Genomic DNA, 12,081 nt, shown 5'->3' on the forward strand with positions numbered 1-12,081 from the left:
GGGTGAGAAGAATGTACAGGATAGCAAAAACACTGAACCACAATTCATTTATTGGTGTGGAAGAAGAAAATAACCGGGAATATCTGGTCATGGGAAAAGGAATTGCGTTTGGAAAAAAAACGGGACAGCGTGTGCAGCCGGGAGACGATGCCCGCATTTATTCCCTGACAGAGATGACGGAGAGAGGAAATGCCAGAACCATTGTACAGGGCGTTTCTCCGCTCAGCCTGGAGCTGGCGAGTGCCGTGCTTGACGAGGCAGAAAAGGAATTTGGAAAAATTGACCGTTCCATCGTCTTTCCAATGGCAGATCACCTGGATTTTGCTGTCCGGCGGATTCAGAACGGTGAGCAGATCAGCAATCCGCTCACCGATGATATCCGTGTGATGTTTTACAAAGAGTATAAAGTTGCTTCCTGTATCAGGGAGCTTTTAAAAGAACGGCTTCAGATCGAGATTGATGAACATGAAATCGGCTATCTTGCACTTCACGTTCATTCGGCAATTGTGGAGGAAAATGTTTCACAGGCCATGGAAGTGGCAAGAGCGGTCCGGGAGAGTATTTCTTTGGTGGAGCATATCACCGGGCACACCATCGATGTGATGTCGTTGTCGTATAACCGTATGATGAACCATATCCGCTATATGGTGGCAAGAGCGGTCAGTGGAGAAAAACTGAAAGTAAATATGAATGACTATATGTCCGTAAAGTTCCCGGAAGCCTTTCAGGCGGCAAAACGAATCTGTGAGGAGATGGAAAAACGGCTGAAACTTCCGATGGAGGAGATTGAGATTGGATATCTCGCTATGCACATAGAACGGATTATGGACAGAGAAGAAGGAGAATAAAAACATGAAATCATTTGAATATACCATTAAAGATGAACTGGGAATCCACGCAAGACCGGCAGGAATGCTGGTAAAGGAGGCAAAGAATTTTGCATCGGAATGCACCATCACAAAAGATGGGAAAACGAAAAAACTGACGCAGCTGATGATGCTGATGTCACTTGGCGTAAAACAGGGAGATACCGTAACTGTTGCAGCAAACGGAGAGGACGAAGATGCAGCGATTGAGACGCTGAAAGCGTTTTTCGAAGCAAATCTGTAAAAAGCGCTCGGAGGATAAAAAATGCAGTATTTTCAGGGAAAATCCGTATATAAAGGAATTGTTATGGGGCCGGTTGCGGTTCTGAAGAAAAATGATTATCAGGTTAAAAGAGCCCGGATTGAAGATCCGGAAGCAGAAGTGAAGCGTGTGGAAGAAGCCGTGGAGGTTTCGAAAAAACAGCTTGGCAGACTGTATGACAAGGCAGTCCGGGAGGTCGGAGAGGCAAGTGCGGCGATCTTTGAAGTTCATCAGATGATGCTGGAGGATGAAGATTATCTGGAATCGATGCAGAACATGATCCGGACAGAACTGGTGAATGCAGAATATGCAGCAGCAGCAACCGGCGATAATTTTGCAGAGATGTTTGCGGCTATGGATGACGAATATATGAAGGCCCGTTCCGCAGATGTAAAAGATATTTCCGAACGTCTGGTTCGCAATTTAAGCGGTGAGGGAGATAACGACCTGAGCTCTATAGAACCATCTATTATAGTGGCAGACGATTTAAGTCCGAGTGAAACTGTACAGATGGACAAAGAAAAAATACTTGCGTTTGTGACTGTGCATGGATCTACCAACTCTCATACTGCGATTCTTGCGCGAATGATGAATATTCCGGCACTGATCGGTGTCCCGATGGATTTAAACAGTCTGAAAACCGGTATGACGGCCGTTGTAGACGGTTTTTCGGGTCAGGTTATCTTTGAACCGGAAGAAGGCGTGCAGAAAGAAACCGAAAAAAGAATGCAGGAAGAAGCAGAAAAACAGAAGCTTCTTGAGGAACTGAAGGGAAAAGAAAACGTTACGCCGGATGGCCGTAAGATCAACATCTATGCAAATATCGGCAGTGTTGGTGACCTTGGCTATGTGATGGAAAATGACGCCGGCGGAATCGGACTTTTCCGAAGCGAATTCCTCTATCTTGGAAGAAATGATTTCCCAACGGAGGAAGAACAGTTTCAGGCCTATAAACAGGCCGTGCAGACCATGGCAGGCAAAAAAGTGATTATCCGTACACTGGATATCGGGGCCGATAAGCAGGTGGATTACTTTAATCTTGGAAAAGAAGAAAATCCGGCGCTTGGGTATCGTGCAATCCGGATCTGTCTGAAACAGCCGGAGATTTTTAAAGCGCAGCTTCGCGCACTGTTCCGTGCAGCCGTTTACGGAAACCTTTCTGTCATGTATCCGATGATCACATCAACAGAAGAGGTAGAAAAAATCTACGCAATTGTCGCGGAGGTAGAGGAAGAGCTGAAAGCGCAGGAAGTGCAGTATAAAATTCCGGAGCAGGGCATTATGATCGAGACACCGGCAGCCGTGATGATTAGCGACCGTCTGGCGGAAATGGTGGATTTCTTCAGCATCGGAACGAACGACCTGACCCAGTATACCCTTGCGATTGACCGTCAGAATGAGCAGCTGGATGATTTTTACAATCCACACCATGAAGCGGTTCTTCGAATGATTCGTATGGTGGTGGAAAATGCGCACAAATGCGGAAAATGGGCAGGAATCTGCGGGGAACTCGGTGCGGACCTGACATTGACGGAGCAGTTTGTACGAATGGGAGTGGATGAGCTTTCTGTTGCTCCATCCATGATTCTGAAGCTGCGGAAGATTGTCCGCGAGATGAAAGCAGAAGAGTAGAAAAAACGATACAGCAGATAAGAAAACTCTCTGTTTTGGAGAGTTTTCTTATCTGTTCACAAATAACAGAAGATACAGTCGAAAAATCAGAAAAAAAGAAAGGATGTTTGGGACAACAGTAAGAAAATGTCTCAAATCCTTTTATTTCCTCTTGACGAATGACGTATTTTGCGATAGTGTATCAGAGGAACAAAAAACAAAATCAAAAATTCAGTTGCTTTTCTCTTATTCAGAGTGGTGGAGATACATAGGATCTGTGAAACCACGGCAACCCCCAGACAGAATGCTCTGTACGGGAAGGTGCCAGCCTGAGCGAAACTTTCGAACAATAAGGGGATTTGAACATTGCTATTCAGGTCCGCTTCGCTTGCGGATCTTTTTTATTGTTCAGAGATCTTATAGAAGATCAAAAGAGAAGAGAAGAAAAAGGAGAACGAGAATGGAAAAAAGACTGTTTACTTCTGAGTCTGTAACCGAAGGACATCCGGACAAACTCTGCGATGCCGTTTCTGACGCGATTCTGGACGCTCTGCTTGAGCAGGATCCGATGAGCCGTGTAGCATGCGAAACCTGTACCACAACAGGATATGTGATGGTAATGGGTGAGATCACATCCAAAGCACAGATCGATATCCAGCAGATCGTCCGCGACACCGTTCGCGAAATCGGCTATGACCGTGCAAAATACGGATTTGACGCTGACACCTGCGCAGTGATCGTTGCACTGGACAAACAGTCAACCGATATCGCCATGGGTGTAGACAAAGCGCTTGAAGCAAAAGAGAACAACATGAGCGACGAGGAGATCGATGCCATCGGAGCCGGAGATCAGGGTATGATGTTTGGATTTGCGAGCAACGAGACCGATGAATATATGCCATATCCGATTTATCTGGCACACAAACTGGCTCGCCAGCTGACCAAAGTCCGCAAAGACGGTACTTTAAGTTACCTTCGTCCGGACGGAAAAACACAGGTAACTGTAGAGTACGATGAGAACGGCAAACCGTTCCGTCTTGACGCTGTTGTTCTTTCCACACAGCACGATCCGGAAGTATCCCAGGAGCAGATCCATGAGGATATCAAAAAATACGTATTCGACGAAATCATCCCGGCAGACATGGTAGATGAGCACACCAAGTTCTTCATCAACCCGACCGGCCGTTTCGTAATCGGCGGACCTCACGGAGATTCCGGTCTCACCGGACGTAAGATCATCGTAGACACCTACGGCGGATATGCCCGTCACGGCGGCGGAGCTTTCTCCGGAAAAGACTGTACAAAGGTAGACCGTTCTGCAGCTTATGCAGCACGTTACGTAGCAAAGAATATCGTAGCAGCAGGTCTTGCCGACAAATGCGAGGTCCAGCTTTCCTACGCAATCGGTGTCGCTCATCCGACTTCCATCATGATCGACAGCTACGGCACAGGAAAACTCTCTGACAACAAACTGACAGATATCGTTCGCGAGAACTTCGATCTTCGTCCGGCTGGAATCATCAAAATGCTGGATCTGCGTCGTCCGATCTACAAACAGACATCCGCTTACGGCCACTTCGGAAGAAACGATCTGGATCTGCCGTGGGAGAAACTGGATAAAGTAGAAGACCTGAAGAAATACCTCTAATTTCAGGCTTTTCTGTTTATAGAAAGTTTAGAAAGATTCATCTAAGTTAATGAAAAATCCTCAGGCGTTGTGCTATAATAAATTTAGACTGCGTACTGGGGATTTTTTGTGCGCAAAAGTACGAAATATGTGTTGGAAAACAGGTGGATCTTATATGGAAAAAAAGAAGAAAAGCATGAAATTAAGGACGAGAGTAATCATTTCTTTTTTCATCATCATACTGGTTCCGATTATCATGTGTGCCTTGACGTTTTACTTGTTTGTAGGGTATAAGACAAAGATCATCGGCGAGAAATACGGTCTTGCAAACGCAACGTACCGAACCATTTCGAACAATACTCTGCTGCTGAATGCGATGACATCAGAAGAGTACGACGAAGTGGAGGATACCGCAAATTCGGATACTGCAAAGCTGGAAGAAACGGATTATCTCTCGATTCTGAATGCAAGACTGCAGAAGAAACAGTCGTTTATCGCGGTGCGCGAGGATGGCGTCATCATTTACAATGGCTCGGAGGAGCTGTCATCGGAGGATCTGGAAAATGAGCTGCCGAAATACGGTGACCCGGGGGCCAATTCGAAGGGCGGTGTTTATTTCCGCAATGAAAAACAGTGGATGGTCAAACAGGTGGACTATGAGAACGCGGACGGAAAAGAATGCAGTGCGTTCATCGTCACCAAGACAGACCAGATTGCGCCGCAGATTACGGGCATGGTAAGAGAGCTCGGCATTGTGATTGTGCTGATTCTGGTGTTCACGAGCCTGGGCCTCAGCCTCTGGATTTACCGCGGAGTCATCGGACCGCTGGAGCAGCTGAAAAAGGCAACGCAGAATATCAAGGACGGAAATCTTGACTTTACCGTGGAGCCGTGCGGCGTGGAGGAGATCAACGATCTCTGCGAAGATTTCGAGGAGATGCGTATCCGGCTGAAAGAGACGGCGGAGGAAAAGGTCGAGTTCGACAAAGAGAATAAAGAGCTGATCAGCAACATTTCGCATGACCTGAAAACACCGATTACCGCGGTCAAGGGTTATGTCGAGGGAATCATGGACGGCGTGGCAAATACGCCGGAGAAGATGGACCGCTACATCCGCACCATTTACAACAAAGCGAATGAGATGGACCGTCTGATCAATGAGCTGACGTTTTATTCCAAGATTGACACGAACCGCATTCCGTATACGTTCTCGAAAATCCATATCGCGGATTATTTCGATGACTGTGTGGAAGAACTGAATCTGGAGCTTGACGCGCAGCATGTGGATCTGACATACTTTAATTATCTCGAGGACGACCCGATCGTCATTGCAGATGCGGAGCAGATCAAGCGTGTCATCAATAACATTGTAAGCAATTCCATCAAATACATGGATAAGAGCCATAAAGTCATTAACATCCGTCTGCGTGATGTCGGAGATTTTGTGCAGGTGGAGATTGAGGATAACGGAAAGGGAATTGCGACGAAGGATCTGACGAAGATTTTCGACCGTTTCTACCGCACCGACGCGTCCCGCAACAGCACGAGGGGCGGCAGCGGCATCGGTCTTTCCATCGTGAAGAAGATTCTCGAAGACCACGGCGGAAAAGTGTGGGCCACCAGCAAAGAAGGCGTGGGCACCACGATGTACTTTGTATTAAGAAAATACCAGGAGGTACCTGTTTCATGAGTAAGATACTGATTGTTGAGGATGAGGAATCCATTGCGGATCTGGAGAAGGATTATTTAGAGCTTTCGGGCTTTGAAGTGGAGATTGAAAACCAGGGGGACACCGGTCTGGTGCGGGCGATCAAAGAGGATTTTGATCTGCTGATTCTGGATCTGATGCTGCCGGAGGTGGATGGCTTTGAGATCTGCCGTGAGGTGCGCGAGAAGAAGGATATTCCGATTATCATGGTTTCGGCAAAGAAGGATGATATCGACAAAATCCGCGGACTGGGCCTTGGTGCGGATGACTATATGACGAAACCGTTTTCACCGAGTGAGCTGGTTGCGCGTGTGAAAGCGCATCTGGCACGGTACGACCGTCTGGTCGGAAACGGCAAGAAGGAGAATGATGTTGTGGAGATCCGCGGCATCAAGATCGACAAGACCGCGCGCCGCGTGTGGGTGAACGGAGAGGAGAAGCAGTTTACAACGAAAGAGTTCGATCTGCTGACCTTCCTTGCGGAGAATCCGAACCGCGTTTTCACGAAAGAAGAGCTGTTCCGTGAGATCTGGGATATGGAGTCGATCGGAGATATTGCGACGGTTACGGTGCATATTAAGAAGATCCGCGAAAAAATAGAGTTTAATACGGCAAAGCCGCAGTATATCGAGACGATCTGGGGCGTTGGTTACCGGTTTAAGGCATAAAGAATCTGTGTTTCGGGGAGATAAAAAATGGGAAAAATTTACTATCTGATGGGAAAAAGTGCGTCAGGGAAAGATCATATTTATGAGCATCTGATCCAGGAGACGGCGCTGGATTTAAAACCGTTTGTGCTGTATACAACACGGCCGATCCGGAGCGGGGAGCAGGACGGAAGAGAGTATTTCTTTGTGGATGAAAAACGGCTTTCGGAACTGCGGGAGGCCGGAAAGATTATCGAGGAGCGCATGTATTCGACGGTGCAGGGGCCGTGGTATTATTTTACGGCGGATGACGGGCAGATTGATCTTGCGAAGCATGATTATCTCGGAATCGGGACACTGGAATCGTATCTGAAATTAAAGGCATATTTCGGGGAGCAGGCGATGGTTCCGCTGTATATCGAGGTGGACGACGGGCTGCGGCTTTCGCGGGCACTGGAACGGGAAAGAAAACAGACAGAGCCGAAATACGCGGAGATGTGCCGGAGATTCCTGGCGGACTGTGAGGATTTTACGGAGGAGAAGATTGCGGAGGCTGGAATTGTCCGCAGATTTTTCAACAATTCTGCGCCGGAAGACTGTTTTTCCGAAATTCAGAATTTTGTGGAACAACAGAAAGAGTTGTGTTATACTTAATGCAGTATTAGATAAGAAATACAAAAGAACTCCAGGGGGTGATTTTATGCAGGGTTTTCAGAAGGTTGTAGGACATCAGGAAATCATAACGCATTTACAGAATGCCATTTCGATGAATAAAGTATCTCATGCTTATCTTTTTGGCGGAGAGAGTGGATCGGGAAAGAAAATGATGGCTTCGCTGTTTGCGATGACGCTTCAGTGCGAGAAGCACGGGGTCGAGCCCTGTATGGAATGCCCGTCCTGTAAAAAGGCACAGAGCCAGAATCATCCGGATATCATTTATGTGAAGCATGAAAAGCCGAACACCATCAGCATCGATGAAATCCGCGAGCAGCTCATTAACGATGTGATGATCAAGCCGTACAGCAGTCCGTACAAGATTTATATCATCGACGAGGCGCAGAAGCTGACACTTCAGGCGCAGAACGCACTGCTGAAAACGATCGAGGAGCCGCCGGCTTACGCAGTTGTCATGCTTCTGGCAGACAACCCGGATGCGCTGCTTCCGACGATTTCGTCACGCTGTGTGCAGTTAAATTTAAAACCAGTGGGAGACCAGCTTGTGAAAGACTATCTGATGAACGAAATGCATGTGCCGGATTACCAGGCAGAGGTCGATGCATCCCTGGCGCAGGGAAACATCGGAAAAGCAGAGCGGATTGCCCGTTCTCCGGAGTACGAGGAGACGCTGGAAAATGCCCTCCGCATGGCAAAATACGCCGACAGTATGCCGCTGTATGAGATCGTCGAGACGATCAAAAAACTGACGGCCGAAAAAGATAATATGAATGATTATTTCGATATCTTTTCTTTGTGGTTCCGCGATGTTCTGCTCTTTAAGGCGACAAAAGAGGTCGATTCCCTTGTGTTCAAGCAGGAACTGAATGGAATCCGAGAGAGAGCAAATAAGAGTTCATACGAAGGCCTGGAGAAGATTATAGAGTCGATTCAGAAGGCACGCGCCCGTCTGAATGCGAATGTTAATTTTGATTTAACCATGGAGCTTATGTTCCTGACAATGAAGGAAAACTGATAGCATGATAACAATTATAGGAGTACGTTTTCGAAACGTAGGAAAAGTATATTATTTCTCGCCGAGAGAGCTGGACATCTGCGTGGGTGACCACGTTATCGTGGAGACGGCGCGCGGCGTAGAGTATGGTTTCGTTGTGCTGGGACCAAAGGAAGTTGACGATTCCAAGGTGATCCAGCCGTTAAAAGAAGTCATCCGCATCGCAACGCCGAAGGATGATGCGCGGGAGGAGAACAACCGCAAGAAAGAAAAAGAAGCGTTTGAAATCTGCCAGAAGAAGATCCGGGCACATAACCTGGAGATGAAGCTGATTGATGCAGAGTATACGTTTGACAATAACAAAATGCTGTTTTATTTTACCGCCGACGGAAGAATTGATTTCCGCGAGCTGGTAAAGGATCTGGCGGCAGTCTTTAAGACGAGAATCGAGCTTCGCCAGATCGGTGTCCGCGATGAGACGAAGATCCTCGGCGGAATCGGCATCTGCGGAAGACCGCTTTGCTGCCACACGTATCTGTCCGAGTTTGCGCCGGTTTCGATCAAGATGGCAAAAGAGCAGAACCTGTCCCTGAACCCGACGAAGATTTCGGGTGTCTGCGGACGACTGATGTGCTGTCTGAAAAATGAACAGGAAACTTACGAGTACCTGAACCGCAAGCTGCCGGGTGTCGGCGATATCGTAACGCTGCCGGACGGCATGAAAGGTGAGGTTTCCAGTGTGAATGTGCTTCGTCAGCTCGTAAAAGTGCTGGTGGATGTGAACGATGAGAAGGAAATGCGGGAGTACCCGGTGGAGGAGCTCAAGTTCAAGCCGAAGCATAAGAAGGAAAAAGGCAAAGAGAAGAAAAAAGACAGAAACAGCTCCGGGGAGCAGGCTTCTTCGGAAGAGGCAAAACAGCCGGAATAAGATTGATTTGGAATGCATTTTGAAAAAAGTAAGCGCCGGGTAAAACTGACGCTTCTTTTTATGTGATACGGCGCTGGGCGGTCAGCAGGAGGAGGGAGTTTCATTGGATAGAAAAGAAGAATTTTTGAAGCCGGGTGAGCGGCTCGATGATCTGCAGAACGGTTACTGGATGATACAGAATCCATCCCTTTTCTGCTATGGCATCGACGCGGTGCTGCTGGCATCCTACGCGAAGGTGAAGCGCGGGGAGCGGGCGATGGATTTCTGCACGGGATCGGGAATTGTGCCGATTCTGCTGAAGGCGAAGACAAACGGAGAGCATTTTTCCGGGCTGGAAATTCAGGAATACAGTGCCGAGATGGCGCAGCGGAGTGTGTTGTACAATCATCTGGAAAATGATGTTGAGATTTTCCAGGGAGATGTGAAGACGGCATCGCAGCAGTTTGGAAAAGAAGTGTTTGATGTGGTAACGTGCAATCCGCCGTACATGACGGGGCAGCACGGGCTGACAAATGCGCTCGAGGCGAAGACGATTGCGCGGCATGAGGTGCTGTGTTCGTTTGATGATATTGCGAAAGAGGCATCGGCGGTTTTAAAGACGAAAGGACGGTTCTATCTGGTGCACCGGCCGTTCCGGCTGGCGGAGATTTTTTCGACGCTGAAAAAATATCATCTGGAACCAAAAAGGATGCAGCTCGTGTATCCGTTTGTGGACAAGGAGCCGAACATGGTGCTGATCGAGGCGATGAAAGGCGGAAACCCGAGGATTACCGTGGAGAAACCGCTGATTGTGTATGAGACGCCGGGCGTGTATACAAAGGACATCCGGGAATTATATGGAGACGGGAGATAAGAACATGGCAGGAAAATTATATTTGTGTGCAACACCAATTGGAAATCTGGAGGACATGACCTTCCGTGCGATCCGCATTCTGCAGGAGGTTGATCTGATCGCGGCAGAGGATACGAGAAACAGCATTAAGCTGCTGAACCACTTTGAGATTCATACGCCGATGACGAGCTATCACGAATACAACAAATACGACAAGGGCCGCGAGCTGGTACAGAAGCTGCTGGCGGGAACGAATATCGCGCTGATCACGGATGCCGGAACGCCGGGAATTTCGGATCCGGGTGAGGAGCTGGTGAAGATGGCGTACGAGGCAGGCATCGAAGTGACAAGCCTGCCGGGCGCGTGTGCGTGCGTGACGGCACTGACACTGTCGGGACTTTCGACAAGAAGATTTGTCTTCGAGGCATTTCTTCCGCCGGATAAGAAAGAGCATAAGCTGGCACTGGAAAGATTGAAAAACGAAACGAGAACGATGATCGTATACGAGGCGCCGCATCATCTGCTGAAAACACTGCGGGAACTGCTGGAAACGTTGGGCAACCGCAGACTGACACTCTGCCGTGAGCTGACCAAGAAACACGAGACGGCATGGCAGACCACGATCGAAGATGCCATCACCCGCTACGAACAGGAAGACCCGAAAGGGGAATGCGTGCTTGTGATCGAAGGCCGAAGCCAGAAAGAAATCGAGGACGAGGCGAAGGCGGCGTTTGAGGAGATTTCGATTGAAGAACATATGAAACGGTATGAAGATCAGGGGATTGCAAGAAAAGAGGCGATGAAACTCGTGGCAAAGGACCGCGGGGTGACGAAGAGGGATATTTATCAGTATTTGCTGGGAAAAGAATCATAAATACTATTTGAGAAAAATGACCGGGCACAGAATATCCATGCCCAGTCATTTAAGTTTGATGTTCCAAAATCCATTCCAGCAACCCTTCATAAGTGATATTCCCGGCTGCGACATTAAGAATGGTTTCGTATAATTCTTTCTGTGTATAACTCAGCTCGATTCCATTTAAGGCAAGAAAAACAAGCATGGCGTGTGTCCCGATTCGTTTGTTGCCGTCAATCATACAATGATTTTTGATCAGACCATAGCCAAGTCTTGCGGCTTTTGCCTGCAGGGTGGGGTACAAGTCTTCTCCGCCGAAGGACTGGAAAGGCGTTTCGAGAGCGGAGTCCAGCAGATTGTAATCTCTGACTCCGTCGCTTCCACCGGTCTGCTGAATCAACTGAGAATGCAGCATGAGAATCTGCTTTTTACTCAGTCTTTTCATTTAGCAAGTACCTCGTATGCTTCTTTATTCTGTTCCATCAGGCGCTTTGAGATACTTAAAACATCATCGTCAGATGCAGTAGTTTCCTGCTCGGCTTTGCTGAAATCGATGACAAGATATCTTGGAACGTTGTTTTTCAGAATCACAGCAGAACCGCATTCGTCTACCAAGCGGGCGACTTTGGAAAAATTCTGGTTTGCTTCGGAAATGGAAATTAAGGTTTTTGTGTCGATAGTCATTTGGGTACCTCCTCAAGTTTTTTTATAGTATATATAAATTTTAGGATAAATACAACCTAATTTATTATGTTATTTTTTGTTGCTTGCCGCAACGCCAGTTTTTATCGTATGATAGGCCCGTCAAATACGAGGAGGACACAGTTATCCAATGCGTCGTAAAACCCCTTGCTTCAGCTATGGGGATATAAGACGCATCCATCGAATTTACGCAAGTAATTGAAGATGGACAAAATAACAGTTGTATTAATCAATAAAATGTCGTATAATACAAATATGAACACAACATATCAATCAAACAATAATGTCGTCTATTCCTGTAAGTACCATGTAGTATGGTGCCCAAAGTATAGACGAAAAGTATTAACGAACGGTGTGGATGTCCGGCTGAAGG

Annotated in this window: 14 protein-coding genes and 1 riboswitch; of the genes, 12 read left to right on the forward strand and 2 right to left on the reverse strand. The window is 47.5% G+C overall.

Annotated features, from left to right (window positions below):
* Window positions 1-11: 11 nt before the first annotated feature.
* The 11 genes from ACY2VT_RS05120 (at window position 12) to rsmI (ending at window position 11,024) form a co-directional block, all read left to right on the forward strand.
* A complete protein-coding gene (locus ACY2VT_RS05120) occupies window positions 12-848 on the forward strand; it encodes a PRD domain-containing protein (protein ID WP_055267258.1) in 837 nt (278 codons plus the stop codon).
* Window positions 849-852: 4 nt separating this feature from the next.
* The gene (locus ACY2VT_RS05125) at window positions 853-1,110 is read left to right on the forward strand and encodes an HPr family phosphocarrier protein (RefSeq protein WP_117801790.1); all 258 of its coding nucleotides are present in this window, start codon (window positions 853-855) and stop codon (window positions 1,108-1,110) included.
* Between the two features lie 21 nt (window positions 1,111-1,131).
* The gene (gene ptsP / locus ACY2VT_RS05130) at window positions 1,132-2,760 is read left to right on the forward strand and encodes a phosphoenolpyruvate--protein phosphotransferase (RefSeq protein WP_461878061.1); all 1,629 of its coding nucleotides are present in this window, start codon (window positions 1,132-1,134) and stop codon (window positions 2,758-2,760) included.
* A 222-nt stretch (window positions 2,761-2,982) separates the two neighbouring features.
* Window positions 2,983-3,095, forward strand: a riboswitch (SAM riboswitch).
* Between the two features lie 104 nt (window positions 3,096-3,199).
* The gene (gene metK / locus ACY2VT_RS05135) at window positions 3,200-4,387 is read left to right on the forward strand and encodes a methionine adenosyltransferase (protein ID WP_461875098.1); all 1,188 of its coding nucleotides are present in this window, start codon (window positions 3,200-3,202) and stop codon (window positions 4,385-4,387) included.
* Window positions 4,388-4,562: 175 nt separating this feature from the next.
* Entirely contained in the window at window positions 4,563-6,056 is a 1,494-nt protein-coding gene (locus ACY2VT_RS05140) for an ATP-binding protein (protein WP_461879149.1), read from the forward strand.
* Entirely contained in the window at window positions 6,053-6,742 is a 690-nt protein-coding gene (locus tag ACY2VT_RS05145; RefSeq protein WP_119188749.1) for a response regulator transcription factor, read from the forward strand. The genes ACY2VT_RS05140 and ACY2VT_RS05145 overlap by 4 nt, the downstream gene beginning before the upstream one ends.
* Before the next feature lie 27 nt (window positions 6,743-6,769).
* The gene (locus ACY2VT_RS05150; protein WP_461879145.1) at window positions 6,770-7,375 is read left to right on the forward strand and encodes a nucleoside/nucleotide kinase family protein; all 606 of its coding nucleotides are present in this window, start codon (window positions 6,770-6,772) and stop codon (window positions 7,373-7,375) included.
* Window positions 7,376-7,421: 46 nt separating this feature from the next.
* Entirely contained in the window at window positions 7,422-8,411 is a 990-nt protein-coding gene (holB, locus tag ACY2VT_RS05155; protein ID WP_461879146.1) for a DNA polymerase III subunit delta', read from the forward strand.
* Window positions 8,412-8,415: 4 nt separating this feature from the next.
* On the forward strand, window positions 8,416-9,318 hold the full coding sequence (locus ACY2VT_RS05160; RefSeq protein ID WP_461879147.1) for a PSP1 domain-containing protein: 903 nt from the start codon (window positions 8,416-8,418) through the stop codon (window positions 9,316-9,318).
* A gap of 169 nt (window positions 9,319-9,487) precedes the next feature.
* Window positions 9,488-10,171 (forward strand): tRNA1(Val) (adenine(37)-N6)-methyltransferase, encoded by a 684-nt coding sequence (locus ACY2VT_RS05165; protein ID WP_461875104.1) that lies wholly within the window; start codon window positions 9,488-9,490, stop codon window positions 10,169-10,171.
* A 4-nt stretch (window positions 10,172-10,175) separates the two neighbouring features.
* A complete protein-coding gene (gene rsmI, locus ACY2VT_RS05170; RefSeq protein ID WP_215664022.1) occupies window positions 10,176-11,024 on the forward strand; it encodes a 16S rRNA (cytidine(1402)-2'-O)-methyltransferase in 849 nt (282 codons plus the stop codon).
* Window positions 11,025-11,073: 49 nt separating this feature from the next.
* Here rsmI and ACY2VT_RS05175 read toward each other — a convergent pair whose 3' ends face one another.
* Window positions 11,074-11,451, reverse strand: coding sequence for a type II toxin-antitoxin system death-on-curing family toxin (locus ACY2VT_RS05175; protein ID WP_461875101.1), 378 nt, complete (start codon window positions 11,449-11,451; stop codon window positions 11,074-11,076).
* Complete coding sequence (locus ACY2VT_RS05180) at window positions 11,448-11,690, reverse strand: type II toxin-antitoxin system Phd/YefM family antitoxin (RefSeq protein ID WP_461875102.1); 243 nt, start codon at window positions 11,688-11,690, stop codon at window positions 11,448-11,450. The genes ACY2VT_RS05175 and ACY2VT_RS05180 overlap by 4 nt, the downstream gene beginning before the upstream one ends.
* A 273-nt stretch (window positions 11,691-11,963) precedes the next feature.
* On the opposite strand from ACY2VT_RS05180, the gene ACY2VT_RS05185 reads away from it, so the two are divergent.
* A partial coding sequence (locus ACY2VT_RS05185; protein ID WP_461879150.1) for a transposase occupies window positions 11,964-12,081 on the forward strand: 118 nt, incomplete at its 3' end.

Source organism: Fusicatenibacter sp. (assembly GCF_050872605.1).
In the GTDB taxonomy this organism is placed as follows: Bacteria; Bacillota; Clostridia; order Lachnospirales; family Lachnospiraceae; genus Fusicatenibacter.

What these genes read in the sequence shown, in the direction of transcription:
- ACY2VT_RS05120 (WP_055267258.1), top strand. Translation starts at nt 12, where the DNA reads ATGTACAGGATAGCAAAAACACTGAACCACAATTCATTTATTGGTGTG.
- ACY2VT_RS05125 (WP_117801790.1), top strand. Translation starts at nt 853, where the DNA reads ATGAAATCATTTGAATATACCATTAAAGATGAACTGGGAATCCACGCA.
- ptsP (WP_461878061.1), top strand. Translation starts at nt 1,132, where the DNA reads ATGCAGTATTTTCAGGGAAAATCCGTATATAAAGGAATTGTTATGGGG.
- metK (WP_461875098.1), top strand. Translation starts at nt 3,200, where the DNA reads ATGGAAAAAAGACTGTTTACTTCTGAGTCTGTAACCGAAGGACATCCG.
- ACY2VT_RS05140 (WP_461879149.1), top strand. Translation starts at nt 4,563, where the DNA reads ATGAAATTAAGGACGAGAGTAATCATTTCTTTTTTCATCATCATACTG.
- ACY2VT_RS05145 (WP_119188749.1), top strand. Translation starts at nt 6,053, where the DNA reads ATGAGTAAGATACTGATTGTTGAGGATGAGGAATCCATTGCGGATCTG.
- ACY2VT_RS05150 (WP_461879145.1), top strand. Translation starts at nt 6,770, where the DNA reads ATGGGAAAAATTTACTATCTGATGGGAAAAAGTGCGTCAGGGAAAGAT.
- holB (WP_461879146.1), top strand. Translation starts at nt 7,422, where the DNA reads ATGCAGGGTTTTCAGAAGGTTGTAGGACATCAGGAAATCATAACGCAT.
- ACY2VT_RS05160 (WP_461879147.1), top strand. Translation starts at nt 8,416, where the DNA reads ATGATAACAATTATAGGAGTACGTTTTCGAAACGTAGGAAAAGTATAT.
- ACY2VT_RS05165 (WP_461875104.1), top strand. Translation starts at nt 9,488, where the DNA reads ATGATACAGAATCCATCCCTTTTCTGCTATGGCATCGACGCGGTGCTG.
- rsmI (WP_215664022.1), top strand. Translation starts at nt 10,176, where the DNA reads ATGGCAGGAAAATTATATTTGTGTGCAACACCAATTGGAAATCTGGAG.
- ACY2VT_RS05175 (WP_461875101.1), bottom strand. Translation starts at nt 11,451, where the DNA reads ATGAAAAGACTGAGTAAAAAGCAGATTCTCATGCTGCATTCTCAGTTG.
- ACY2VT_RS05180 (WP_461875102.1), bottom strand. Translation starts at nt 11,690, where the DNA reads ATGACTATCGACACAAAAACCTTAATTTCCATTTCCGAAGCAAACCAG.